24 protein-coding genes and 1 tRNA gene are annotated in these 26,327 nt (G+C 31.4%); 14 read left to right on the forward strand and 11 right to left on the reverse strand.

Going from position 1 to position 26,327, the window contains the following annotated elements; genetic code table 11:
* Position 1 precedes the first annotated feature (1 nt).
* From trxA to E0W69_RS08425, 8 genes are all read left to right on the forward strand, one after another.
* Positions 2–319, forward strand: a complete 318-nt coding sequence (trxA, locus tag E0W69_RS08390; protein ID WP_131329639.1) for a thioredoxin — start codon at positions 2–4, stop codon at positions 317–319.
* A 380-nt stretch (positions 320–699) separates the two neighbouring features.
* Positions 700–1,272, forward strand: a complete 573-nt coding sequence (locus E0W69_RS08395) for an RNA polymerase sigma factor (protein WP_131329640.1) — start codon at positions 700–702, stop codon at positions 1,270–1,272.
* A 48-nt stretch (positions 1,273–1,320) separates the two neighbouring features.
* Entirely contained in the window at positions 1,321–2,430 is a 1,110-nt protein-coding gene (locus E0W69_RS08400) for a FecR family protein (protein WP_131329641.1), read from the forward strand.
* 107 nt (positions 2,431–2,537) lie between these two features.
* Positions 2,538–5,879, forward strand: a complete 3,342-nt coding sequence (locus E0W69_RS08405) for a SusC/RagA family TonB-linked outer membrane protein (RefSeq protein ID WP_225321454.1) — start codon at positions 2,538–2,540, stop codon at positions 5,877–5,879.
* Between the two features lie 10 nt (positions 5,880–5,889).
* Entirely contained in the window at positions 5,890–7,500 is a 1,611-nt protein-coding gene (locus E0W69_RS08410) for a RagB/SusD family nutrient uptake outer membrane protein (RefSeq protein ID WP_131329642.1), read from the forward strand.
* 21 nt (positions 7,501–7,521) lie between these two features.
* A complete protein-coding gene (locus E0W69_RS08415) occupies positions 7,522–8,577 on the forward strand; it encodes a glycoside hydrolase family 18 (RefSeq protein ID WP_131329643.1) in 1,056 nt (351 codons plus the stop codon).
* 22 nt (positions 8,578–8,599) lie between these two features.
* The gene (locus E0W69_RS08420; protein ID WP_191968010.1) at positions 8,600–9,733 is read left to right on the forward strand and encodes a DUF1735 and LamG domain-containing protein; all 1,134 of its coding nucleotides are present in this window, start codon (positions 8,600–8,602) and stop codon (positions 9,731–9,733) included.
* A 12-nt stretch (positions 9,734–9,745) separates the two neighbouring features.
* Positions 9,746–11,194: a BT_3987 domain-containing protein gene (locus E0W69_RS08425; RefSeq protein WP_131329645.1), complete on the forward strand. Its 1,449-nt coding sequence runs from the start codon at positions 9,746–9,748 to the stop codon at positions 11,192–11,194.
* Positions 11,195–11,260: 66 nt separating this feature from the next.
* On the opposite strand, the gene trhO is transcribed toward E0W69_RS08425, so the two are convergent.
* Positions 11,261–12,325 (reverse strand): oxygen-dependent tRNA uridine(34) hydroxylase TrhO, encoded by a 1,065-nt coding sequence (trhO, locus tag E0W69_RS08430; protein WP_131329646.1) that lies wholly within the window; start codon positions 12,323–12,325, stop codon positions 11,261–11,263.
* 228 nt (positions 12,326–12,553) lie between these two features.
* Between trhO and E0W69_RS08435 the strand changes: the two genes are divergently transcribed.
* A tRNA-Lys gene (locus E0W69_RS08435) sits at positions 12,554–12,626 on the forward strand.
* 498 nt (positions 12,627–13,124) lie between these two features.
* Here E0W69_RS08435 and E0W69_RS20600 read toward each other — a convergent pair.
* The 10 genes from E0W69_RS20600 to E0W69_RS08480 form a co-directional block, all read right to left on the reverse strand.
* On the reverse strand, positions 13,125–13,280 hold the full coding sequence (locus E0W69_RS20600; protein WP_225321455.1) for a hypothetical protein: 156 nt from the start codon (positions 13,278–13,280) through the stop codon (positions 13,125–13,127).
* 60 nt (positions 13,281–13,340) lie between these two features.
* On the reverse strand, positions 13,341–15,365 hold the full coding sequence (locus E0W69_RS08445; protein ID WP_131329647.1) for an LA_2272 family surface repeat-containing protein: 2,025 nt from the start codon (positions 15,363–15,365) through the stop codon (positions 13,341–13,343).
* A complete protein-coding gene (locus tag E0W69_RS08450) occupies positions 15,334–16,332 on the reverse strand; it encodes a FecR family protein (RefSeq protein WP_131329648.1) in 999 nt (332 codons plus the stop codon). Before E0W69_RS08450 ends, E0W69_RS08445 begins: the two co-directional genes overlap by 32 nt.
* Positions 16,329–16,877 (reverse strand): RNA polymerase sigma-70 factor, encoded by a 549-nt coding sequence (locus tag E0W69_RS08455; RefSeq protein ID WP_131329649.1) that lies wholly within the window; start codon positions 16,875–16,877, stop codon positions 16,329–16,331. The genes E0W69_RS08450 and E0W69_RS08455 overlap by 4 nt, the downstream gene beginning before the upstream one ends.
* 62 nt (positions 16,878–16,939) lie before the next feature.
* Positions 16,940–17,776: a glycosyltransferase family 2 protein gene (locus tag E0W69_RS08460; protein WP_131329650.1), complete on the reverse strand. Its 837-nt coding sequence runs from the start codon at positions 17,774–17,776 to the stop codon at positions 16,940–16,942.
* A 26-nt stretch (positions 17,777–17,802) separates the two neighbouring features.
* A complete protein-coding gene (locus E0W69_RS08465; protein WP_131329651.1) occupies positions 17,803–18,465 on the reverse strand; it encodes an outer membrane beta-barrel protein in 663 nt (220 codons plus the stop codon).
* Between the two features lie 310 nt (positions 18,466–18,775).
* Positions 18,776–19,141 (reverse strand): PDDEXK nuclease domain-containing protein, encoded by a 366-nt coding sequence (locus tag E0W69_RS20605; RefSeq protein WP_255478231.1) that lies wholly within the window; start codon positions 19,139–19,141, stop codon positions 18,776–18,778.
* 90 nt (positions 19,142–19,231) lie between these two features.
* A complete protein-coding gene (locus E0W69_RS20610) occupies positions 19,232–19,783 on the reverse strand; it encodes a DUF1016 N-terminal domain-containing protein (RefSeq protein ID WP_225321457.1) in 552 nt (183 codons plus the stop codon).
* A gap of 160 nt (positions 19,784–19,943) precedes the next feature.
* On the reverse strand, positions 19,944–20,405 hold the full coding sequence (locus tag E0W69_RS08475) for a hypothetical protein (RefSeq protein WP_131329652.1): 462 nt from the start codon (positions 20,403–20,405) through the stop codon (positions 19,944–19,946).
* A 50-nt stretch (positions 20,406–20,455) separates the two neighbouring features.
* Positions 20,456–21,049, reverse strand: coding sequence for a hypothetical protein (locus E0W69_RS08480; RefSeq protein WP_131329653.1), 594 nt, complete (start codon positions 21,047–21,049; stop codon positions 20,456–20,458).
* 148 nt (positions 21,050–21,197) lie between these two features.
* Here E0W69_RS08480 and E0W69_RS08485 point away from each other — a divergent pair, with 148 nt between their 5' ends.
* The 5 genes from E0W69_RS08485 to E0W69_RS08510 all read left to right on the forward strand — a co-directional run bounded on the left by E0W69_RS08485 (position 21,198) and on the right by E0W69_RS08510 (position 26,327).
* Entirely contained in the window at positions 21,198–21,626 is a 429-nt protein-coding gene (locus tag E0W69_RS08485; protein ID WP_131329654.1) for a helix-turn-helix domain-containing protein, read from the forward strand.
* A 341-nt stretch (positions 21,627–21,967) separates the two neighbouring features.
* Positions 21,968–22,189 carry a TIGR04149 family rSAM-modified RiPP gene (locus E0W69_RS08490; protein WP_131329655.1) on the forward strand — a complete coding sequence of 74 codons (222 nt, stop codon included), beginning with the start codon at positions 21,968–21,970 and terminating at the stop codon, positions 22,187–22,189.
* A gap of 241 nt (positions 22,190–22,430) precedes the next feature.
* Positions 22,431–23,669, forward strand: a complete 1,239-nt coding sequence (locus tag E0W69_RS08495) for a TlpA disulfide reductase family protein (RefSeq protein WP_131329656.1) — start codon at positions 22,431–22,433, stop codon at positions 23,667–23,669.
* A gap of 500 nt (positions 23,670–24,169) precedes the next feature.
* Positions 24,170–25,375 carry a hypothetical protein gene (locus E0W69_RS08505; protein WP_131329657.1) on the forward strand — a complete coding sequence of 402 codons (1,206 nt, stop codon included), beginning with the start codon at positions 24,170–24,172 and terminating at the stop codon, positions 25,373–25,375.
* A 40-nt stretch (positions 25,376–25,415) separates the two neighbouring features.
* Complete coding sequence (locus E0W69_RS08510) at positions 25,416–26,327, forward strand: competence protein CoiA (RefSeq protein WP_131329658.1); 912 nt, start codon at positions 25,416–25,418, stop codon at positions 26,325–26,327.

Raw genomic sequence — 26,327 nt, forward strand, 5'->3', positions numbered from 1 at the left:
TATGGCACAGGAATTTACAGATGCTAACTTTCAGACAGAAGTTCTTGATAGCAGCAAATTAACCATTGTTGATTTTTGGGCTGAATGGTGTGGACCATGTCGCGCTATCGGACCAGTTATAGAAGAATTGTCTGAACAGTATGCAGATAACGTTAAGGTCGGAAAAGTGAATGTAGACAATAATCCAAATGTAAGCGTCAATTATGGTATTACTTCAATACCTGCAATACTTTTCATCAAAGATGGTAAAGTAGTTGACAAACAAATCGGTGCAGTTCCAAAATCCGTTTTGGAAAAGAAAATACAAGCACATTTGTAATCTGGAATTTTTCCGATTAAAAAATATAAAGCCTTCCAAAATTTTGGAAGGCTTTATATTTATATTGACTTGAGTAAATTAATTACTTCTGAAAAATAAGTTTCCCACTACGAGCAATAGTCTATCATCTAAATGAGTATCGATCATTGGTATGTTTACGATGATAGCAAGAACAATTAACTAATTAGTATTTCCTACTAAAATAGATTATCCAGAGTATCTTTATATAGTGTATTTGTCATAAGTCTTATAATCAGAATTGGAATAATAATTATTGAAAAACATGCACTTTACTTTTATTTTTTTAAATTAAAATCTTAAAATTGCATTAGAATTCAATTGCCATATTTATATTTCCTAAATAGGAGATAACTAATTTAATGAAAGAGACCTATTCCTCCTTTAATAACGAAGCATTATTTGTTTTAATTCAAAATAATGACGAAAGAGCCTATTTGGAATTGTATAATAGGACTTTTGAAAAGTTATATATTAATGCCAACGTATTATTATCTTCCCATCAAGATGCGGAAGAGATAATTCATGATATATATGTCAATATCTGGAACAAGAGAGAAAATATTCACATTAATCATACCGTTGAGACTTATTTAAAATCCGCAGTACATTATGGTTGCTTAAAAAAACTGGCGGAAAGAAAACGAAATAGAGCTTATATTTCAGGAATAGAATATTCTGACGAAACTGAGTATGTACGTGATAATTCAACAGAACAGTTTTTAAATTTTGAATTTTTACAACAAACTCTTGAAAATGCGATCATTACTCTACCTCAAAAATGCCAGATAATCTTTAGATTAAGTAGAGAATATGGTTTTACAGACAAAGAAATAGCTCAAAAACTAGGTGTTTCTGTTAATACGATTCGTACGCAAATGGCTCGTGCACTGAAAAAATTAAAATATTTTATGAAAATGATTATTTTTTTTTAACACTTGTAATGCATACATAACCATTCCATACTCTAAGTATATGACAGTATGGAAAATAATAAAATATCACAACAAAAAATAGAACAACTTGCTGAAAAAAAGTTGTTGGGAACTATCTCAGATGAAGAAGATTTTATTCTTTCTGAGTGGTTGAACCAAGATGTTGATGGGGAATTAGACCAACCGTCGAAATTTACATTTATCAAAAAAAAGATTTTAACGAAAATCCAATGGGAACTTGGTTGGAATCGAGCCAATCCACACGCCAAAAATATTTGGAAAATAGCTTGTGCAATTATCGTTGTAGGTATTTCTATTATATTTTATGAAAAAAATACACATAAGCAGCCATCTATATTAACTATTCATCAGAATAATTATGAGATTCTACTAACAACAGCATCTGGTAAGAAAATTGAACTTGACAGCATTAAAAATTCTGTAGTAAGACAAGGCCGCAATTACGCTGTTATTGCTAAAAATGGAACATTAATTTACCAAAGAAAAGGGAAAGATGGGGCGACTTTTGAAACGAATGAAATAGCGACACCTCCTGGTAAAAGCATCCAGATAGTACTATCAGATGGTACTAAAGTTTGGCTAAATGAATCATCATCAATATCCTTCCCTGCTGTATTTAATAATGATTATAGAGAAATAAAAAGTTCCGGGGAAGTATACTTAGAAGTTGCTAAAGTATTGAATCCGAAAGGAAAAAGAGTACCTTTTATTGTAAAATCAAATAATCAAAGTTTATCTGTTTTAGGAACTCATTTTGATGTAAACGCTTATGATATCCAAAATACAAAAACAACCTTAGTGGAAGGAAAAGTGGAAATTTCTAGTAACCAAAAGAAGCATTTAACCTTACTACCCAATCAACAAGCTCAAGTCGATGTGAGTGGAGCGGATATGAAGAAAAAAGAAGTGGATCCATTTAAATTAATTTCTTGGACAAAAGGTTATATCAATTTTGAGAATGCCTCTGCACAAGAAGTTTTAAATGTCGTTGGCCGTTGGTATCACGTTAACCTAATCATCAAAAATAATAAGACCAATCAAACCTATTCCGGAAAATTAAATCGTAATCTCCCATTGACCAATACAATGGAAGCTCTACGATTTATGCATATCAATTTTGAAATAAGTAAATCTTAATATATGCGCACTATATAAACATTGCTTTCTTTTCAATAAAAAAATAAACTAACGTTAGTTTATTTTAATATCCACCTAATATTTAGACGAACAATTAATAACTCGATATGAAAATTAAACCATTGAAGCTTTACTTGTTGATTTTCGCACTTTCGGCTCAAATGACTTTAAGTCACGCTACAGCCCAAAATATCACAATCAATGAGAAAAACATTACCTTGGAAAACCTATTTAAAAAGATTGAAAAACAATCAGGTTATTCCTTTTTCTACGATGATGCCATAAAGAATTATAAGGTAACTATTAATGTAAAGAATGACCCATTAAATAGTGCTTTAAAGAAATGCTTAGCATCGCTTTCATTTCAATTCAAAATTGAAAATCATAATGTTTTTATTTCAAGAATTGAACAAAAAGCAATAGAAACAAATACTACTAGTAACAATAAAGTAGCAATTTATAGTTCTAATCTTATTAAAGATGACAAAAATATTGAAGTAACAGGTTCCGTTGTTGATTCTACAACAAATACTCCCTTAGTAGGTGCATCCGTAAAGATAAAAGGCTCAACAAAAGGTGTTGCGACCAATGAAAGTGGTCAATTTTCACTAAATGTACCAGAAAATACCACTTTAATAATTAGCTATATTGGTTACGAAAATCAAGAAGTTATAGTTAAAAATGGAGAACCTATAAATATTTTTTTAAATCATTTAGCTATTGATAATAATGATGCCGTTGTAGTTACAGCATTAGGAATCAAAAGATCAGAAAAATCCCTAAGTTATGATGTACAAAAATTGAGTAATGATGACCTAACGAAAGTTCCTAATGCAAATTTTGTTAATAACCTAAGTGGTAGAGTGGCTGGTATACAGGTAAATCCAAGTTCATCAGGTATTGGTGGCGCATCTAGAGTCGTGTTGAGAGGTACTAAATCTATAAGTCAGACAAGTAATGGTGCGTTTTATGTTATTGATGGTATTCCTTTAGTTAATGCAACTGCAGGAACTACTAGCGGTACATTTTCCGGTATGTCAGGTACAGAGAGCATTGCGGACTTCAATCCAGATGATTTTGAAAGTATTACAGTATTGAGTGGACCAGCAGCTGCAGCACTTTATGGTAGTCAAGCCGCACAAGGAGCCATCTTAATTACTACAAAAAAATCGGCAAAAGAAGGTATTAAAGTAAGTTATTCTAATGCGACGTCTTTTATGAGTCCATTTATAATGCCAAAATTTCAAAATACCTATGGCAATGTTGCGGGTAGTTTTGAAAGTTGGGGCTCAAAATTAGAAACACCATCCAACTATAATCCGAAAGATTTTTTTCAAAATTCTTTACAAGAAATGAATTCTGTATCTGCAGCAATAGGTTCAGGTAAATCACAGACTTTAATTTCTGGAGCTGCTGTAAATGCCAAAGGAATAGTACCTAATAATAAATATGATAGATATAATTTCTCGTTCAGAAATACGACTTCGTTTTTAGACGATAAGATTACTACGGACGTTAGCGGTACCTATGTGCGCCAAACAGATCTAAACATGTTGGCACAAGGACAATATTTCAATCCATTGTTGGCTACATATCTTTTCCCTAGAGGAGAGAATTTTGATAATGTAAAATATTTTGAGAGATATGATGAATCCAGAGGATTCCCCGTCCAATATTGGCCTTATGGCAACCAAGGATTAAGTATTCAAAATCCTTATTGGACTACAGAAAGGATGCTATTTCCAAATACTAGAAATAGATATATGTTTTCTGGTGGCATTACTTATAAACCAACAACTTGGTTTAACGTGACTGCGAGAGGCCGTATTGACAATACCAACCAAGAGTCTGAACAAAAATTTTATGCTAGTACAGACAGAGTTTATTATACGAGTAATTCATCTAAAGGATACTATTCTTATTATAGTGGCAAGTTGACAAATGCGTATACAGATGTCATCGCAACAATTAACAAAAGATGGGATGATTTCTCTTTGAATGTAAATGCGGGTACTAGTTATCAGCGCGTTACAAATTCAAATAAAGGATATTCAGGCCCATTGGTAACTGTACCCAATTTATTTGCATTGCAAAACGTAGATCCAACACTTGGGAAACCTATCGAATCTCCTTATGATTCTTGGGGTAACTCTGCCGTTTTTGGAGTAGCAGAAGCTGGATATTTGAATAGATTATTTTTAACAGTTTCTGGACGTAATGACTGGAATTCCAGATTAACGAATAGTGCTAAATCCAATTATTTTTATCCTTCTGTAGGTTTATCAGGAGTGATCTCTGATATGGTAAATCTACCAAAAGTAATTTCTTACTTAAAAGTAAGAGGTTCTTATGCAGAAGTTGCGACACCACTAACCCAATTGGGTATCACACCTGGTACGATTACCTATCCTATTTCTGGTGGAGCCGTAAGTACCACAGGGGTATTAGCATTTGGCAGTTACAAACCAGAAACTACAAAATCTTATGAAGCGGGTTTGAATTTAAAATTGTTTAAAAATAAATTAGGCTTGGATGTAACCTTATACAAATCCAATTCTTATAACCAATTAATACAAACTCAAGTTTCTGGCTCTTCTGGTGCGTATACCAATTATTTCCAAGCTGGCAATGTATCTAACAAAGGTATCGAGGCGGTATTAAGTTACAATCTTCGTCATACAGATTTTACCTATAATACCTCTGTGGCCTTTACGTTAAACAGAAACAAAGTTGTAGAGTTAGCCCCTAATGCGAAAAATCCAGATGGCACTTCCGCTCCTATTACAGACTATGTAGTTCCAAATACGAATAATAATGGAAGAATTATTCAAGGCAATCCAATTGGCGACATTTATGTTACTCAGTTATTGAAAACAGATAGCAAAGGCAATATTTTTATAGGTTCAGATGGCAAGTTCCAAAGAGAAAACAAACTTGTTGATCTTGGCTCTACAATACCTAAATATACGCTTGGATGGAGAAATGACTTCGGATATAAGAATTTTAGTTTAGGAGTGGTGATGTTTGCACGCGTTGGCGGTATTGTCACTTCTAATACACAAGCGATGTTAGATTCTTATGGAGTATCTGAAGCTTCTGCAAAAGCAAGAGATAATGGAGGTGTAAAGATCAATGGTTCCTTGTATGATGCTCAATCCTACTATCAACAAGTGGGTGGTAGTGATGCCTTATTAGCTTACTATACTTATGATGCAACAAATGTACGGTTACAAGAACTTTCATTTAGTTATAAAATTCCGGATCAATTATTTAAAGATAAAATACATGCAACTGTATCATTTATTGCCAATAATTTATGGATGATTTATAACAAAGCTCCATATGATCCACAATTAACACCATCTACAGGTACTTATTATCAAGGCTATGATTATTTCATGATGCCTAGCTTAAGAAGTATGGGATTTAGTGTAAAAGTTCAATTTTAAATGATAAACAATGAAGAAAAATCATCTATATAAAAATTCATTTACCAAGTATATACTGCCAAGTATCATCACTATAGGTATATTTCAATCTTGTACAAAGGACTTTGAGAAATTAAATACAAATCCTTATCAGCCAACAGATGAAATGTTGAACTATGACAACGTTAAAATTGGTGGATTTTTTACTCAACTAGAGAAAAATGTAAAGCCAATAGGAACGGCTGCAGAGTCCACAGGACCTGCTAACAACTATCAAATCGCATTCAATTTAAGCAGTGATAACTGGTCTGGCTATATGGCTCCCGGAGAAAATAAATTTAATAATGGTAGTAACTTTACTACATATTATTTTATTACGAATTGGAATGATGGGACTTTTAATACACTTTTCACCTCTGTATTTAATCCTTATATCCAATTAAAATCAAACATAGACTCATCTAAATCTCCAGAACTATTAGCATTAGCTGATATTGTAAAAATTTCGGGGATACATCAAGCAACAGATATGTACGGACCCATTCCTTATGCAGGAGTAGGATCTGGAGCATTGACTAATCCGTATCAAAGCCAACAGACAGTTTACAATACCTTCTTTACAGAACTTACTAATGCTATCAATGTATTAACACAATATTCTGCTGCTAATAGCACTATTTTGCCAGACTATGACGCCGTTTATAATGGAAATGTAACTAAATGGATTCAATATGCCAATTCGTTAATGTTAAGATTAGCTATGCGTATCGTTTATGCCGACCCTACAACGGCTCAAAAATATGCGGAGCAGGCAGTAAATAATTCGTTTGGAGTCATTACGGATACTAAAAATGGTGCCCAATTAAGCGCCGGAGCTGGTCTTACTTTTGTAAATCCAATTACAATATTGTGGCAAGATTATAAGGATACTCGATTTGGAGCAAGCCTTCTATCCTACCTAACTGGTTATAATGATCCTAGATTACCCGCATATTGTTCACAAGCAACCGTAAATGGAATAACTAACTATTATGGTGTACGCACTGGTACAGCGGATATAAATTACACTTCATTATCCGCTCCCAATATCCCCAATACACAACCTATGTATTGGATGAAAGCATCCGAAGTTTCTTTTTTAAGAGCAGAAGGTGCCGCAAGAAATTGGAATATGGGTGGTACTGCAGCTAGTTTCTATACACAAGGTATTACCAATTCTTTCACAGAAAATGGAGTTTCGAGCACTTCCTATATTAGTGATAATACCTCTAAACCAGCAGGATATACGAATCCAATAACATCCTCTGAAAATACTGCAGCCGTGGGTACGGCTACTATTGCATGGGACGAATCTGCAAGTTTCGAAATTAAATTGGAAAAAATAATCACTCAAAAGTGGATCGCTATTTTTCCTAATGGACAGGAAGCTTGGTCTGAATATAGACGTACAGGTTATCCAAAACTATTCCCAATATTAGTAAATACAAGCGGTGGTGCAGTTTCCACTTCTCAAGGCGTACAAAGAATGCCATATCCTCCATCAGAATATTCGACTAACGGTACAAATGTAAATGCAGCCGTTGCTAACCTACTCAGTGGACCTGATAACGGAGGTACCAAAGTTTGGTGGAATAAAAAATAATTGACTCAAAAAATAATTAATATGAAATATTTAGGTATAATCTTATCCGCAATTGGTTTAATGATTATCATTAATTCATGTAGTAAGAGTTGGACGGACTACAGCGCTTTGCAAGTACAAAACTTAAACCAAGATAGTAATACAGCTTTAAATAATAAAACTTATCAGACTTATTTAGCGAATCTAAGAAGTTATAAATCCTCCAAGCACTCTATCGTTATGGGATGGATCGAGTGGGGAGATAAGACATCTACCGCTAATTCTACTTTAAATGACTTGCCTGATAGTTTAGATTTTATAAGCATACTTAATCCTTCAAATACACTTTCAGATGAGAAAAAGCAAGATTTATCCAGTGTACAAAAAAACAAAGGAACTAAAGTTCTATATAATCTAAACTTACAAAATTGGGATGATTCTTTATATAGTACGTTTAATAAAATTGGTTATTTGCTTAATGTTGATAGTGCATTCCAATCACAATTGGACTCTGTAATATTAGCTATTAATTCATTAGGCTATGATGGAGTAGATGTAAATGTTGAAGGCATGAATTGTTCATCTTGTGGATCATTTTTCTACACTTATCAAACTGGATATTACAATAGAATTTTGGATACATTAGGCAAATTATACGGACCACATTCTAATACTGAAAAATTCTTGTTAGTAGAAGGAGCAACAACCGCCTCATTACTTTCAGGTACGGAAAGCTATTTCAATTATTACATTGCGAATACCAACGATTATTCATGGTATTACCAAGTAGATAATGCCTATGCAACAATTGCCCAAATTCCAGGATTCACAAATGACAAATTAATTATCACTACAGATTTTAATGACAAGAGTGTATCAGCCGATATTTCAGATAAACTTTGGCAATATGGAGGCATACCGTTTTATACCAATGGAAGCGGTACACCAATACCTTCATCGACAGCATTATTAAATTGGAATCCAACGAGTGGTCTAAAAGGCGGTATGGGAATTTTCTACATTAACTATGATTATTTTAATAATGATTTTACTATCACAAAAAATATCATAAAAACCCTAAACCCTTCGGGAGAATAAATATCAATTCTAAATTATGTATATGAAAAAAATAATTCCTTTAATATTACTTTTTATCATTGGGATATCTTGTAATAAAATAGATTCTATTAAAAATGGGCCAAATGGAATTTATTTAAATGAAGCAACGTCCAGTAATACTACCGCAGTAGATATTACAGGATCAGGAGATACTGCATTACTAACACTCACACCTAAAATCGTATATCCAGTTAATGAAAATACACAAGTAGATATATCCGTAGATCAATCATTGATAGAAAGTTACAATACGATGAATGGTACAAATTTTATAATTTTACCTACTGAGAACTACACTATCTACTCTACTACTTCCGTTATAAATGCAGGGTTAGCATCAGGAAGTACTATTTCGATTAGATTTAATGCGGTAGATACCTTATCTAGAGCTAATAAATATATTTTACCTATTACTATAAAAAGCAACTCTGGAGTAGGTGTAATTAATGGATCTAAGACGATATACTATACAATTGATAATTCTGTATTAATTAAAACTGCCGCATCTTTAACTAATAATTTCTTCACGCCTAATTTCACTGGTGATTCTGCAATTTTACTTGGTGGGCTTACCAGTTTTACTTACGAGGCATTAATAAGCGCAAATAATTTCCAAAGTACGTATCCCTTTATTAGTTCTATCATGGGCGTAGAAGGTTATGCATTATTAAGATTTGGTGATGCAAGCTTATCTCCCGGAATGCTACAATTTGCCGCGTCAAATAACATTAGTAATTCAACGTCTTTAAATACGAATCAGTGGTATCATATCGCAGCTGTAGTATCTAATAGGGTTGCAACTTTATACGTAGATGGAGTACAAGTAGCACAAGGTACTGCTTTTGCAGCAAGTACCTATTCATTTATTGGAAGACAATTTTTTATCGGAAAATCCTATGACACGCGTTATTTTGATGGTTCTATAAGTGAGTGCAGACTATGGAAAGAAGCGAGAACCGCCGATCAATTAAAAACATATGAATATAGAATTGATCCCCTTACCCCTAATCTTTTAGCTTATTGGAAATTTAATGAAGGTACGGGTAATATAGCGAAGGATTATACAGGACACGGTTTTGACGCAACTGCTAATAGTTCTGTAAGTTGGGTATCTGTATCATTACCACAAAATTAAAATCAACCTATTATGAAAAAAATAAACCTTAGGATATTTTCCTTTTTAATAATTGCACTATTTATTTTATTGTATTCATGCTCCAAACATGAATACAATAACGATATTAACTATGATGAAGCATATAGTTATGCCAACTCCACATTTGGTTATTTGCGCAATGGAAATAGCTCAATGAATACTATAAATTTAAATATTTATCAAGCGAGTAGCAATGCGAATAAACTTATTGATATTGATACAGTTTCATTGAACTTTCAGATCACTGGTACACTTACAGCAGATTTGATTGCCAATGTCTCTGGAGACAATAGTCTGATCACTGCTTACAATACTGCACATGGAACTAGCTATCTTCCTTTCCCAAATGCGGCATATTCATTCGTTAATAGCGACAGTGTCGTTTCTATTTCAAAAGGTAACAAATCATCCGATAATATAAAAATATCTATCAATAATTTGAGTGGCTTCACGGCAGGTAATACATACATTTTACCTTTAACATTGAAAACTACCGTACCAACCGGTTTAACAATTGCTAGCAATTTTCAAACGAACTATATCATTGTCACATTTGCGGCAATGCCATCATATCCTCCAATAAAAAAGCCCACAAATATTAAAACGATTATGTATATGGAGGTGAACGATGTAAATCCACTCAATGCAGGATCCTACAAGATTTATCCACAAGGAGCAGATACTTCTAAAGTTGCGGGAGCTATGTTATTTGATTTTGTAAGTATTTTTGCTGCAAATGTTAATTATGATGCCACACTTAATAAACCAATAATTTACTTCAATCAACAAGTAAATGCAATCATAAGTAATAGAGATAAATATATTAAACCACTACAAGCGCAAGGCCAAAAAGTTCTTTTAACACTTTTACCTAACCACCAAGGAGCTGGTTTTACAAATTTTACTTCTTATTCTGCGATCAATGATTTTGCAACTCAAATCAAGGATGTTATCTATAAGTATAATTTTGATGGCGTCGATTTTGATGATGAGTATGCAGACTATGGCACGAATGGATTACCCTATGAAAATGATTCTTCTTTTGTATTATTAATTAAAAGAGTAAGGGAATTAATGCCCGACAAATTAATTACACTCTATAATATTGGCGCTATTGCCTATAATAATTCTTGGAAAGGAATTCAAGCCGGGGCTTACTTGGATTATGCATGGAATCCATATTATGGCGTATTTAGCATTCCAAACATTGCAGGATTAACAGACAAATTAAAATTGGGTCCAGCTGCAGTTCAAGTGGCAGGAACAGGTGCTTCAACAACTTCATTATCCACAAGAACTGTGACCGGAGGGTATGGAATGTTTGTATATTATAATTTACAAGCAACCAATTCTGCATCTTACTTCACCTATAGTAGCAAGATTTTATATTCCAATTACGTAACTTTATTAAGCGGCCCATTATATTCTAAAGACTATTAATATAAATGCGGAAACAAAAAAGCCTTTGGAAATTAATATTCCAAAGGCTTTTTTATTTCGATGATTTTAATCGTTTATTTGACTATGGATATTATTAATCTCATCCAAACGAGGGCGTAAACGCGCTAAGGATTTATTAAAAATATTTTGCCCCTTATTAACGCCTTTACGTATTTGAATGCGACGTTCCATCGGCATTTGCAAAGTCTCTTTACACTCAATACTACAACAGCCATCATACTTCTCGGCACATTCTGGGCATTGAATAAACAATAAATGACAGCCATCATTTTTGCAATTGGTATGTGTATCGCAAGTTTTACCACATTGGTGACAACGGGAAATCACATCATCCGTTATGCGCTCTCCTAATCTATTATCAAATACAAAATTTTTCCCAATGAACTCACTTTCTGTGTTTTCTTCACGTATTTGTTTTGCATAATTGATAATACCACCTTCTAAATGAAAAACATTTTTAAATCCATGATGTAACATATAAGCGCTCGCCTTCTCACAACGAATGCCTCCTGTGCAATACATCACAATATTTTTTTCTTCCTTGCCTTTCAACATATCTACCGCCATTGGCAATTGATCTCTAAATGTATCTGACGGTACTTCTAACGCATTTTTAAAATGTCCAACTTCATATTCATAATGATTACGCATATCCACAACGATGGTATTGTCTTCATGCACCATTCTATTCATGTCATCGGCCTTGAGATATTGACCTTTATTTTCCATGGAAAAAGAAGGATCTTCAATACCGTCCGCAACAATTTTATCTCTTACTTTGATTTTCAAAACCCAAAAAGATTTTCCATCATCATCTATTGCAATATTTAATCTTAGATCATTCAATTGTGGGATGGAATACAAAAAGCATTTGAACTTTTCAAAATTGGATTCAGGTACACTTATTTGTGCATTGATACCCTCTTTTGCAACGTAAATACGGCCAAAAACCTTTAAAGATTCTAAGGATTTGTATAAAAAGTCTCTAAATTCTTGTGGATTTTCAATCACAAAATACTGGTAAAAACTAATCGTCTCTCTCCTTTCTGTTTCGGACATAAGACGTTCTTTCAACTCCTGCTGAGAAGTTCTGTTGTGTAGTACAGACATATTTTATAAAATTTCAGACATAACTGCTGTTATGTTCCATGATTAACTATGGACCTGCATATCGTACAGGCAAAATTGACAGGGCAAAGGTAAATCAATTTAATTGGAGCGAAAAAAGGATTTTTTTCAAAAAAATAAACAAAAAATTTTGTCATTTAAAAATACCGTTCTATATTTGCACTCCCAACACGAAAAGATAACACATTAATAATCAATTCGTTAAGGAAAGATTCCGTAGCTCAGTTGGTAGAGCAATACACTTTTAATGTATGGGCCCTGGGTTCAAGTCCCAGCGGGATCACTTGTATACAAATTAAGCATTGATAATCAATAGATTGCAATGCTTATTTTTTTATACTTACACTTATACTTACATTTTTAGAATACTCTAATTTGTTGAAATAGATTAAAGTCTTTTTTATTTTCCAACATATTATTTCAAAACATGTAAATAAAAACTTAACTCTTAAATTGAGAATTTGCTTCTGGTCTAAAATTTAACATTAAATAGATTGAAAATACAAGCTGTGTTATTGATTGATTGATTGATAAATAACTTAACAGTTTATAAGTTTTATTTTGAGCCAAATTATTAAATGTGAAATTTATTTAATTCCAATGCAGTAAGATTATCATTTACAAAAGTTGACACTGTCAATCTGTGAACACCTAAAATTTGACCTATTGCTGAATATGAAACATTCTTTTTGAACGATTCTTTGATATGCTTTTCCTGCCCAGTCAATTTAGTACGTAGTGATTTATGTCCCTTAGGACGGTCAAGAATTACTCCCTCGGCTTATTTTCTTACCAAAGTTTCCTTGCTTCTTTGAGATATAAAATTTCGCTCTATCTCCGCTGAAAGCCCAAATGCGAAGGCTAATACCTTAGAACTGATATCACTTCCTATTCTATAATTATCTTTTATTTTCCAAACTTTTAATACTCTTAACATACATTAATTTAGAATACCTATTTATTAACTACACAATTATGATGTTACTGCATATTAAAATCAATTTTCCGTTTTATTATTTACAGTATGCAGACTATAGTTCTTTTTACCAAAAATAATATAGCCTAATCTTATATAAACGTTTCGTTCTGATGGGTAATATAAACTACTTAAACTTATTTTTTTACCAAGATCCCAGCCTAGTTCAGGCACCCAAGATATACGAGATTGTTCTGAATAGGGTTTGTTTATCAAAATAATACTTTGTAGACCTGCATATAAATGTTTTGTAGCATATAATTTTAGTCCTAGACTCTGATAATAGGAAAATTTGTGAGATAAAGACCAATTATCGTATGATCCAGAATAAATATTATAATTTTCATGTTGCACTTGATTAAAACCAAAACTAGTTATGAAACTCACACTCTCCATCAAATGCTTCTGAAATCTGACATCAATATTTGTATAACGCAAAGCTTTTGATTGAGTGTTATTTACAAAAGCTAAATTTTGTTCAAGTCCAATTTGAACAGACCATTTATAATGCTCAAACATTCTGTTAATGATTCGTGTTTGTAACCAACTCTGATTGGTGATTCCAAATTGCCAACCAAGTAATTTGTTCGATGGAAATCCACTATAATTAGGAACAATTGGCTCATTCACATTTTTACCTGTATAATTGAAGGTAGGTCCAATAAATAAGCTAGTATTTTGAGATATAGAAAAATTTAGATTAGATTGTAATTGGATCAGTGCATTTTCAGTATTCCTTGCATAAGATGCAGTTGGTTTCTTATCAAAAATTCCATACTGATGTCCATCTGAATATACGAAATTACGCATACGTCCATAGGTAAGTACTGTTGATAATGACAACTTTTGACTTAATCTAAAATCATGTCCGAAACCTACACTAACATAATATCTTTTCTTATTAATGTAGCTTGCGCCTGTGTTTGCAACAAAGTATAGTTTTTCATTGCCCAATTTAAAACTAACATTGGAAAAAAATAAATTATTAGTAAAGTATGAGATTCGTGGAAAATGATTCATATTAGCAAAGTTTAATGGTCCAATTGTCCAACCAACTGAACTATCTGCAACATTTATAATTCCTATCTGTACTCCTTTAAGCTTATGAGACCGATTAATTGCTGCGAGTTGAACGCCATTAGATAATCCTTCAGTTTTGTTAAGAATCGCAGAAAGTTGAATACCTTTTGACGTATCTCCTACATAGTTGTGGAGTCCCGCTATTTGAATTCCACTCATTGACTTATCTATAAGATTAATAACCCCTGCAATTTGGATTCCTTTGCCATTTGAAATATTGTGATTAAAAATTGTTCCAAATTCAAAAGACTTAACATTATTTGATCTTCCGCCTATAATATGAAATGCAAATGGAAGATTGTTCTTTGGTTCATTTTTATTGTTAGAAATAGAACTAAGTTTCACAGGAGTCATCTCTAGCACAGGAATTGGTCGCATAGTTATAGTTAAATACTCACTGTGCAAGTTAGCAAGTGGTACTATCGTATCGTAATAAAACTCTTTTGTACATAACAATACATCCCCTTTTTTAACAAAGGGGATAGATATATTAAATGATCCATCTTTTTTTGTTTCTTTATAATTTACATCATTGCTATATACTAGGTGAACGTGCCCTATATTTTCTTGTTTACTGAGATCCTTAACATAACCAGACAATTGAGTGTATTCCCTAGGAGTGATAATAACATAATCCTTTTCTTGTTTATATTGATAAAAAATTGGTAATATCAGCGATAACAATTCATTTAAATTACAATTACGTTTTTTTATCGATACAATCGAATTTTCTTCAAACACGTCCGATTGAAATGAAAATGGAATCTTACTTACTGCACTTAACTTTTTTAAAGCCAGACTTATAGAACTATTATCAACTTCAAATTGAGGAACTTTTTGCTTTAATAAAGATTGTGCAACTATCAAATTATTTATACATAATAAGAATAAAAATGCTAAACCATGCGATCGTAGTATCTTGTTTTTAAGTGAACTATTTAACTTTATAAATAATAATTTTTCCATCAGATTGTCTTGACCATTCCAATTTTAATGTATCACAAATTATGTCCAATATTTTAGAGATTGGTTGATCTTCAAAATAAACAGTAATAGGAATATTGTCTAATGAAGAATTCTGTAATTCGATTTTTTCGCTATAAAACTCTCTCAAACCATTTACAAGTTCTATCAATGGAGTACCGATGCAATCAAACTTTTTAGTTCGATAATATTGATAAAATTTGTCTTTCACAATAGATTTTTTTATGACATTATCAATTGGATTTACTTTGGCAACTTCATTGGCGCTTAGCTCCAAAATCGTATTATTACTTTCAATATTTACTTTTCCTTCTTCAACAATTATTTGAACTTCTTCATTTTCTTTTTTAACATTGAATGCAGTACCTATATCTTTTATGTTTACATCGTTATAAACTACAGTAAACATAGGTAAGTTTGCATGCTTGATGGAAAAAAAAGCCTCCCCAAAAAGCTGAACATTTCTGTTTTCTTTCAAAAAATTCTTTGAATAGCCCAATCGTGAACCCTTATTTAAAACAACAGAAGATCCATCTTCTAGTCTAATAGAGCAAACTTTATTGCCTGCATCTAACCATATGTATTGATTATTAGTATAATTGTGATAAATAAAATAACCTATAGTTGAAAGTAGTATAAAACCGATCCAGATTGCTATATTTCTGATTGGAAAAAAGAATTTTTTCTTATTAAAATTATAATCAACTGAAGAAGCTTTATCTTTTTCAGATAAAAATTTATCCCACTCTTTATCCAAATTTATAGAGTGGGTATCGCGAAATTGATCTACTTTATTGATAATATTGCTAAGATTATTTAATTCATTTTCGTTAGCTACACTTTCCATAGACCAATCTTTCACCCTATTTCTTTCATTATCATTAGCTTCCCCTAATACATACCGCACCAAGAGTTCTTGAGTAATCTTATGTTTGTTATGGGTAATCATCTATTTAATATTTCTAAAATAATTAATAAAAATGGTAAAAAGTCGCTGAGTTCCATTCTAAATATTTTTAACGCCTTAGTTATTTGCTTTTCTACTGCCTTAGACGAAATGCCTAAAATTGTAGCTATTTCACTATATTTTTTAGATTCAAATCTACTCATACTGAATATGATTCGACATTGTTTTGGTAACTTCATTAGCGTTTTTTGTATAGCTACATTGAGTTCCTTCGATTCTATTAAATGCTCTACTCTACTTGTATCTATTGACTTAATTAATTCATCACTATTTGTAATTGTCAATGATCTTTTATTTTTCCTAAGATATTGAATTGATGCATTATAAACGGAACTATATAAGTAGGCCGAAATAGAAGACCTAATTTCTAATTTTTCTTTTCTCTCCCAAATATATACGAATACTGACTGAACTACTTCTTTGGAAATCTCAAAATCATTTAAAAAAGTATTAGCATATAGCACTAAACTTTTAAATTTCTCTTTAAATAATCTCTCGAAACCAGATGCTTCAATAATTAATCTCATCAAGGTTTATTAAAAAAACGGTAAAACATAGTAAATAATGACCAATTCGTGATAATACTCAATTATTTGTAATGGCTATATTCTTTTATCAATGAAGTTTTTTTATTTTTCCACTTAGCATCCAAGGATATTAAATTGCTCTGATCCTCAAATGGCGCTGGCTTTTGACAATATTTTAATGTCATTCTACTATAGTGATGGATAAAACAACTTTTAATTATGCAGCAGGGCTTAATATCGTTAAATAAACTAATTCGCTCTTGAATTCTATAGATTAAATCAAAATCTGCTGCTTGTATTCTTTCGTCCCACCAACCAACCGTATTCAATCCTTTTTGAGTCATCATAATATTTGCCCCTACTAACCCTTCACAGATTTCTCCTTTATATTTTTCGTTCCATTGATCGCAAAATTTATTCCAATTTCCATACATCAATTGATGCATCAACCACAAAGATAATCGAGAAATTTTTCCTATTGCATATAGGGAATATTTAATACGTTTCCATCTTTTTTGAAATTTTCTATCCAATAGTTTATTTCCAGTTTGACCATTATCTGCCGCGCATAAAATATCTAAATCAAAATTAATAGAATGATTAATTAGAATATCATCCCAAGATGGACAAACAATTACGTCGTTATTTAAAAACACAAAATATTTTCCAGTGGCAACTTCTATTCCTTGATTTTGGCAATATGGATAAGAATAATTGGCATTATTCTTTATAACAATTGCATTATTATTCTGGAAATATTCTCTTGTTCCGTCCGAAGAATTATTATCAATAATGATTAATTCATAAGAATTTAATGTGTATTTTTTGAGACTCTCAAGAAATATTTTGTTCATTGCAAGGCCATTCGAAACGGCTGTAATTATACTTAAGATAGGCATATCAAATATTTTATATAATAGAGACTTTATTGATTGTTTACCCTACCTTCAATTGTAGAATTGATAATATATTTATAAAATCTGTATCCTACTGTAAATAGATATCCATAAGATTTGTATCCATGTCTACTCATATTTAAATTATAACCGTTACCTATACTAGAGTAGTATTTTGCATTAATAAAGATTGACCGATTGTTGCGTATGGGAATATTATACTCTATGCCTCCAAACCAATTGTACGTTGTTTTGTAAAAAATAATTGCAGTGTCGACTTTTACGCCATTGGGATATTCTACATTGCCAGAGATTTTATAGTTTATTTGTGCTCCTGCTAATAATGTAATGTGAGTTTTGGGAATATTATATTTTATAGCAATTGGTAAAATTAAATAACTCAAATTCACCTTAGGTTTATATTCAATAAAATCATAATACAATTCATTTCGAGAAAGTCCATTTAAATCCATCCTAAATCTTTGATAGTTTAGCTGTCCATTTAAATAAAAATGATGTCCCAATTTAATATCAACGCCAATACCAGCTTGATAACCAAATTTTCGATTTAGATTTATGTTATTTAAATCCAAGTATGCACTCCCTGCATTTATCTCATACTTGATCTTTCTTTGCGCCTCTATTTTTGAAAATATTAGCAATGTCATTAATAATACTAAATAATTTTTCATCTTATGTAATTTGTAATAAGATGAAAAAATTTAATTATACCCTACGTTGGTGAAAAAACTACGACAATGATCCCATTAAGTCAATATTATAAATCCAATGCAACTTATTTTTTTCAATACAATTCGGGGAGCAAATCAATTTTGGCATTAGCGGACTAAATTAATCGTTTTTCAATAAGCTTATGGATTTGATTTTTTAACTACCTAATTTGTAGAAAGGAGAGTTTAAAAGTTAAGAATATTCCAATTTAATTCGCCTGTCAACTGTATGCTCTGATATAGAACTCTCATCTTTCTAATGTATTATCTCCTATTTTTTATCCCTTTTAAAGCTTTCCAATTCTTTGTTCATCTCATCCAATAATTGCTTTTCACTTGGTAAGTAAAGTTCGTATTGACTTGCAATAATCTGTTTTTGTCCTTCGGGTAATGTAAATTTCACAACTGCATCATTTTTATTTGCACATAGCAAGATTCCAATAGTTGGATTTTCGTGCGATAATTTTTCTACGCGGTCATAGTAGTTAACATACATTTGAAGTTGTCCAATGTCTTGGTGTGTCAGTTTCGTAGTTTTAATTTCAATGATAACAAAACTTTGTAATAGTCGATTATAAAATACTAAATCCACAAAAAACTCATCCCCTTCGATATGGATTCTTTTCTGTCTTGCCACAAAAGAAAACCCATTGCCTAATTCCAACAAGAAGTCCTGCTAATGAGTAATAATGGCGCTTTCCAAATCTTTCTCATAATATGCAGCTTCTCATTTTAATCCGAGAAATTCCAAGAGCATAGGATCTTTAATAATTTCTTTAGCATTAGATGGCTGTTTTTCATTTTTGGCTACTGCTAACACACTTTCTTTGTCATTACTCAATAATAGACGTTCATACAAACTGCCATAAATCTGACGTTCCAATTGACGTACTGTCCAGTTATTCTTTACTGTTTCAGCAATATAAAACTCTCTTTTGTCTTGATTATCAACACTTAAAAGTAACTTATACTGACTCCAACTCAATTGTGCATACAGTGTATGCACATTCTCAAATGTGCGGTAAAGCTTCCTGTAAAGGTTTATTTGCCTTGTAGAAAACCCACTACCAAATTCAGGCTGTAATTGTTCGGAAAGATATTTTATCAAATATGTCCCATAATCAGCTCGATCTTTGCTTTCTTGCTCTTCTTCGAAGATTCTTTTTCCAATGTGCCAATACATCAAGGTTCGCTGATGGTCAACAGAACGAATCGCACGATCCTTTGATTGAGCAATAATAGCTTTTATATCTGAAATAATAGATTGATTTACAAGCATTATTTATATCCGATATTTTGCATTTTATAAATGGTAAATGTACTAAATTGAGAATAATAATTCATCTTGTTTTAAAGGTATATTGTTCATAAAGTAATCTTAATAAAAAGACCACCATTACTGGTGGTCCAAAATTGGTAATGATGAATACCTCAGACAATCACGCATTACCGTTAAAATTTCTTGTTAGATAATCCTCCATAGTTGCATCTTCTTGATAAAATGCATTGGCCTCTTTCTTGAAAGCTTGTTCGACTCTTGGAGGAAGTAGTCTTGATGTTGCATTTCTATCATATAAAAGAATACCACTTTTACTTACCCAATTAAAGAAGATATTTCCCTCATTCATCTTTCTTAGCATAAAATAGAGTGAATGTATTTTAAATGAAACAGTACCAAAATGAGCGATCTGCTCTTGTATTTCCTGTTTCAACGATTCTTCTATTACAGATTCATCTGGCATAATAATCAATAGATCAAAAGCGAATGTTTTTTCTTCTGTCACTTGCTTTAATAAAAAAGTGGAGCGTTTTAGTTTTGATATAGTTTCGTAACCATAACAATAGATTAGTAAAGGATTGAGTTGTGCTGCAATCAATTTTTTGACATATAAAAGTGTCATGCAGTCTTTAGCTTTAAGATGAGTTATAGAATTTTCCATTTTGTATTGGTTTATAATGATAAAATATTTTCATTCTTAGTTTCCATTTCAGCAATATTGATAAGGCTTGTCGATGGTTGATTGATTCGAGTATTAATTAAGAAATTAGCTTCAATAAATCCATTTAGTAAAATATAAATTGGTAATAGATCATAATCTGGAGTATAGTCAAATTGTGAAAAAGCATAATCAAGTATATCATCGAGGGTTATGCACCATTTTTTAGCAAATTTGTATTTAAAAAATTGAGCAAGCACTTTGAATGGATTACTAAGTTCCGATTCAGTCAAGGTTTTGCACACACATATCGCTTCATCTCTAACAGAGAAGGACTTTACAATAGTTTCGTTATTCGCCTCTGATAATATACTATCCGCTGCAAGAATCAATGACCTCATTGAATGCAAAAGATCTATCATCATAGTCAAATCTTTACATTTAATTTTTTCATATTTTACCGCAAGTAGTAGAAATACTTTTATATGTTTTCGATATACATCAAGACTATACATAAAGAAAATCTCCGCAATTACTCGATAAGGATCTTTGATGATATTAAAATTCCAGATGTATGTATGGTAATGATCTTTGTTCTTCTTCTTCATAATCTGTTGTTTTTCTTAAATGCAAAGATCCATTGGCAGACTGCTGTATCCTACACGAAAAATCGGTTAGTTACCGTATTCTCTTTGTTTTTTACTAATTTTGGTCGTAGGTTGAAATAATAGAAACAACCCTTAAATTTGCTTCATTATGAGTTTAGAGAAAGAGCACAAAGTACACGAAGGCCGTAATGTCAAAAGATTCCGTGAGATGTTAGGTATCAAACAGGATGCATTGGCATGGGAACTTGGAGAGGATTGGAACCAACAAAAAGTTTCTTTATTGGAACAAAAAGAAACTATAGAACCCATTTTACTTCAAAAGCTTTCTCTTGCGCTTAAAATTCCAGTAGAAGCAATCCAAAATTTCGATGAAGAAAAAGCGGTGAATATTATTTCAAATACATTTAATCAAGGTTCATTTTTGAATACTGGAAATACTCCAACATTCAATGTTAATCCTATCGAAAAGCTAGTACAACTCCATGAAGAGAAAATTGCATTATACGAAAGGATGCTCAAAGAAAAAGAAGAGATGATGTCGAGGCTAGAAAAAATTATACAAAACATATCAAAGTAAACTATTATAGTTTACTTTTCTTTTTATAGATACAACCTTACTGTAATTTACATAGTTGTTAAGTTGAATACATTGGTCAATAAAACGTGGTTTGCATAAAACTATATATTATGGCAAATACTAAACTACCCACCTACAGGCTCGAATTTGAAACACCTTATGCTCTTTCTGAGGATATCAATTTTTACGAATTGTATATTGGAGATAGATTCACCCATATGAATATTAAATTTCACGAATTTCTTTTTTTCTGTTTAATACTTATTATACTATAAACAATAAATTCTTTATCTACAATTGATAAAGTCTTATTTCTAATCATCATCTAAAAAATCAAAAAGATGAAAAAGCTTAAATTAACACTTCTAGATCTTGATAATGTAGAAGTATTGTCTAGAAGTCAATTGAGAAATGTTTTGGGCGGAATGGCGCCTGCAACCACCACAGAAGATCCAGAAGATTCTTGTGGAGTGGATTGTGCTTCAAATTCAAGTGTATGTAAAGGTAGTTGCCCTCGTTGTAACCAGACTCAAGTTAGTCAACGCTATTATTGTGTCCAATAGAAAAATGTAGTAATTTACTATTATTACTTCTATAGACTGGTTATTTAAATTATTCCAGTCTATAGTTTAATCAAATAATTAAGTATCGAAAACATTGTTATCAATATTGTTTTGTATTTCAAATCTCCATTTTTTGTACAAAAAGATTAAAAAAATATTGAAAAATTTGGTATTAATTACAACGCACGTTTCACAAAACAATATTTAATAATTTTTACTCCAATTAAAATAAATATAAATCATGATGCTTTTTTTTAGGTTGTATAATTTTAAAAAAACTGTTCTTATTCTTCCTCTTATCTTTTTTACATTTGCATTAATAGCTCAAAATAAAAAATACGGAGATGGAAGTCACTTTAGTATAGATGGACATATTTTAGGGCATTTAACCAAGATGGTAATACTTGGCTATACTGATAGTAGTAATAATTATATTACTGAAAAGTGCAATGTAATTAATGGAAGATTTTCTTTTAAGGGGTCTATTAACCAGCCAACATTTGCACAACTCATTGGAAATGTTGACACCTCACATGGTGGAATTGATAGAAATGACCCAAATCTTTGTTTTATTTTTATTGAACCGAAAAAAATGAGAATTGAGGTTATCGAAAATCATTTCAACAATGTACAATTATCTGGTTCTGTTACACAAAATCAATATTATTTACATGAAAAGAGTAAGGAGAATATTAACAATAAATTTGCCCCAATTGACTCTTCTTATAAAGAACTCAATAATCATTGGAAAATTGCCTTAAAGGCAAATGATACAATTGAATCTAACCGTCTTAGTATAAAAAAAAACAGCCTTTTATTAGAAAGGAAATTTTATAGTGACCAACTTAATCGTGTAGATCTGAGGTATATAACTCAACATCATAATTCTTTTTTAAGTGCATTCCTACTCTACCATGGGTTTGCTGCACATAGTTATAATGAAGATTCTGTTAAAGTATATTTTAATAAATTATCACAAATAGTTCAAAATAGTAATGACGGAAAGGAACTCGCACGCTTATTAAATAAAAAGGTAGCCCCCATTGGTTCCAATTTCTACAATATCAAAGGTAATGACATAGATGGAAAAGACGTTTCAATTGACAACTTGTTAAATGATAGTTCTTCTTATACTGTAATTGTGTTTTGGGCAAGTTGGTGCAGTCCTTGTAGAGCGCTAAATCCGACATTTAAAAAAATCTACCAAAAATATCATTTCAAAAAGCTAAATATTATATTTGTAACCCTAGATGAAGATCGTAAAAAATGGCTCACCGCAATAAAAAATGATACAATTTCTGATTTTCATCATATTTACAACAATAATAAGGTTGACATTCGCCACGAGTATGGTATAAGTGATATTCCAGCCGATTTTTTAGTAAAGGGAAGAACTATTATTAGTAAATATGCCGGGGCGGATGATGATCATTCGCATTTTAAAGATTTAGAGATTAAATTACAACAAATATTTAATTAACATTTTGTATATATTTAATCTTGAGCTTAAAGGAAGATTATTTACGATTATATTTATAAAAACCTATTATTCAATTGTTATTGGATAGTAGATTTTTTACATAAAAAGAAATTTAAAATGCTATTTCTTACGGTTGTTCCAGACGATTATTATTTCACATGGCAATTAGAAATACAATTGTTTAATTTCAGTCAATTAGGGATTAAAAAAGAAGATATTCATGTACTGATCACTTGAATGCAATTAATCATACGCCGACTTTCAATGTTAACCCGATCGAAAAGCTTGTACAGCTTCATGAAGAGAAGATTGCATTGTACGAAAGGATGCTCAAGGAAAAAGACGAGATGATGTCGAGGCTAGAAAAAATTATACAAAACATATCAAAGTAAACTATAATAGTTTACTTTTTTTTATAGATACAACCTTACTGTAATTTACATAGTTGTTAAGTTGAATACATTGGTCAATAATACGTGGTTTGCATAAAACTATATATTATGGCAAATACTAAACTACCCACCTACAGGCTCGAATTTGAGACACCTTACGTTCTCTCTGAGGATATTAATTTTCACAAATTATACGATGGTGATCATCACTCACATGCTATAATTAATTTTAAAGATTTTAAGAAGGACTTTCTAGCTTATTATGTACAACAAGAGGGGTATAAAAAAGAAGAAATCTCGATATGGATTTCGCCCCAACACGTTGATATCCATTGTTCTTGCTTTTCTAGTGAGCCTATCTTTTGCTATCATATCTTTTCTGTTTTGTGGGAAGTCACATACAGTAAAAGAGATTTCTTTAAAATTTTTGAGCCTAGCAACCTAATTGAAATCGTTGTTAAAAATCCCAAGTTGTTTCATAAGAATATGAATAATAGTAAAAATTTTATTATGCCAGATGTTAGTCTGGGAGCACTGTATGAAATGGATGAGATTGAGAAACTTAAAATAGCAAACATTCCTCAAGCAAAAACAACTACTCCGCCAATTCATCCATCAAAACGCTTGGCATGGCTTATGGTTTATTCAGAAAGTAGAGCCTATACAACATTTCCGGTGATTGTTCCAATATTGGAACTATTGAACAAAAAAGGAGTTAGTTTACAAAGATTTGAAAAGGGCTTTGAAGGAATAGAGGTTGATAATTTCAAGCTATTAGATCAAAAAAGGCTGTATACAATTTGCCAAGAAATGATCACTAACACAAAGAAACAATCGGAATGCTACTATAAAGATTTGTATGAAGTTTCTGATGTCTTTGTCAAATGCTTTCATAATTGGCAGGATATATTACCGATAATATCCAAGGAAAAATACATTTATCACTTCCCTATTGCCAGAATCAGATATTATATTAACCAAAAGCCCATGCCCAAATATATCCATGAAATCCAAATCTCTGACGAACCAGTTGACTTACTGTTCACATTGAAAAATAAAGGGAGTTATTATCAGCTTTCACTTTCGTTTACAACTAATGGTAAAATCATTTTTAATCCCGAAATAAAAGGATTATTCTTTATCTCCAACGATGATAAAAAACATTACATGCTTTCTTCTATTCAAGATGTGGTTTTCGCTCACTGGATGTCAAAACATACATTTACGATGAGTGTTTTTAAAGAAAATTTTGAAGAATTTGAAAAGGAGATACTTCATCCAATTGGAAAATTTTACAAACTCTTAAAAAAATAAAAATGGTATCTTAGTTAGCACATTAAATAAACACATATTTATGCGTTATGCCAAAACGGACACTAACCCACATTCAGAAGTTGAATATCCAAAGCAACGTGGGACTTGCCCTTGTTGTGATTCAATTGTTATAGGACACAACGGAGAATTTAAGATTAAGCACTGGCAACATTATAAGAGAGCTGATTGTGATTCTTGGTTTGAGCCTATAACAGAATGGCATCTTTCATGGCAAAATAATTTCCCAATTGAATATCAAGAAGTTTATATGGAAAATAATGGCAAAAAACATAGAGCTGATATTAAACTACCAAACGGTATTGTCATTGAAATTCAAAATAGCCCAATCAGTCCAATTGAGATAGAAGAAAGAGAAAATTTCTACGGAGTTAAAAATTTGATTTGGGTAATTAATGGTGAAACTCTTTGTAAGAACTCAAAGTTGAACAATCAGTTTGTCAAAAAGGAATTTTCCATTAGTATCAATATTCCATATTCGATAGATGAAAATCCTGGATATCAAGTTGATGAATTCATGGAAAAGATTTTATCCATTCCAATAATGAAAGAATTGATCCACAAAAGTTGTAACTATGAAATCAATAATGGAGATAATATCAGTTTAGCTTTTGAAGACTATATTGATATAAATGATGTGAAATTAAAAATGGATATGCTAATGGGACATGCTTATATTGAAATGTATGGAAAGCAAACATTACCATTTTTTAAGTCAAAAAATTTGATAAACACATGCATGGTAGAATATGATCATTTTATAAAAGTTAATTTAGAAAAGAAACATTGGAGAAAATTTTTGGATATGATGAAGTATCCTCTTTTTATTGATAATCTTCAAGGATTAGACTCAGACTATATTTACTATTATCAGAAAGCCAAGATTATATCTAAAAAAATATTTTTAAAAAAATACAAAAATTATTGTAAATAA

This window comes from Rhizosphaericola mali, from assembly GCF_004337365.2.
GTDB classification, from domain to species: Bacteria; Bacteroidota; Bacteroidia; order Chitinophagales; family Chitinophagaceae; genus Rhizosphaericola; species Rhizosphaericola mali.

Excerpts from the sequence above, each read along its gene's own strand:
- trxA (WP_131329639.1), top strand. The coding sequence starts at position 2 with ATGGCACAGGAATTTACAGATGCTAACTTTCAGACAGAAGTTCTTGAT.
- E0W69_RS08395 (WP_131329640.1), top strand. The coding sequence starts at position 700 with ATGAAAGAGACCTATTCCTCCTTTAATAACGAAGCATTATTTGTTTTA.
- E0W69_RS08400 (WP_131329641.1), top strand. The coding sequence starts at position 1,321 with ATGGAAAATAATAAAATATCACAACAAAAAATAGAACAACTTGCTGAA.
- E0W69_RS08405 (WP_225321454.1), top strand. The coding sequence starts at position 2,538 with ATGAAAATTAAACCATTGAAGCTTTACTTGTTGATTTTCGCACTTTCG.
- E0W69_RS08410 (WP_131329642.1), top strand. The coding sequence starts at position 5,890 with ATGAAGAAAAATCATCTATATAAAAATTCATTTACCAAGTATATACTG.
- E0W69_RS08415 (WP_131329643.1), top strand. The coding sequence starts at position 7,522 with ATGAAATATTTAGGTATAATCTTATCCGCAATTGGTTTAATGATTATC.
- E0W69_RS08420 (WP_191968010.1), top strand. The coding sequence starts at position 8,600 with ATGAAAAAAATAATTCCTTTAATATTACTTTTTATCATTGGGATATCT.
- E0W69_RS08425 (WP_131329645.1), top strand. The coding sequence starts at position 9,746 with ATGAAAAAAATAAACCTTAGGATATTTTCCTTTTTAATAATTGCACTA.
- trhO (WP_131329646.1), bottom strand. The coding sequence starts at position 12,325 with ATGTCTGTACTACACAACAGAACTTCTCAGCAGGAGTTGAAAGAACGT.
- E0W69_RS20600 (WP_225321455.1), bottom strand. The coding sequence starts at position 13,280 with ATGTTAAGAGTATTAAAAGTTTGGAAAATAAAAGATAATTATAGAATA.
- E0W69_RS08445 (WP_131329647.1), bottom strand. The coding sequence starts at position 15,365 with ATGGAAAAATTATTATTTATAAAGTTAAATAGTTCACTTAAAAACAAG.
- E0W69_RS08450 (WP_131329648.1), bottom strand. The coding sequence starts at position 16,332 with ATGATTACCCATAACAAACATAAGATTACTCAAGAACTCTTGGTGCGG.
- E0W69_RS08455 (WP_131329649.1), bottom strand. The coding sequence starts at position 16,877 with ATGAGATTAATTATTGAAGCATCTGGTTTCGAGAGATTATTTAAAGAG.
- E0W69_RS08460 (WP_131329650.1), bottom strand. The coding sequence starts at position 17,776 with ATGCCTATCTTAAGTATAATTACAGCCGTTTCGAATGGCCTTGCAATG.
- E0W69_RS08465 (WP_131329651.1), bottom strand. The coding sequence starts at position 18,465 with ATGAAAAATTATTTAGTATTATTAATGACATTGCTAATATTTTCAAAA.
- E0W69_RS20610 (WP_225321457.1), bottom strand. The coding sequence starts at position 19,783 with ATGCTTGTAAATCAATCTATTATTTCAGATATAAAAGCTATTATTGCT.
- E0W69_RS08475 (WP_131329652.1), bottom strand. The coding sequence starts at position 20,405 with ATGACACTTTTATATGTCAAAAAATTGATTGCAGCACAACTCAATCCT.
- E0W69_RS08480 (WP_131329653.1), bottom strand. The coding sequence starts at position 21,049 with ATGAAGAAGAAGAACAAAGATCATTACCATACATACATCTGGAATTTT.
- E0W69_RS08485 (WP_131329654.1), top strand. The coding sequence starts at position 21,198 with ATGAGTTTAGAGAAAGAGCACAAAGTACACGAAGGCCGTAATGTCAAA.
- E0W69_RS08490 (WP_131329655.1), top strand. The coding sequence starts at position 21,968 with ATGAAAAAGCTTAAATTAACACTTCTAGATCTTGATAATGTAGAAGTA.
- E0W69_RS08495 (WP_131329656.1), top strand. The coding sequence starts at position 22,431 with ATGATGCTTTTTTTTAGGTTGTATAATTTTAAAAAAACTGTTCTTATT.
- E0W69_RS08505 (WP_131329657.1), top strand. The coding sequence starts at position 24,170 with ATGGCAAATACTAAACTACCCACCTACAGGCTCGAATTTGAGACACCT.
- E0W69_RS08510 (WP_131329658.1), top strand. The coding sequence starts at position 25,416 with ATGCGTTATGCCAAAACGGACACTAACCCACATTCAGAAGTTGAATAT.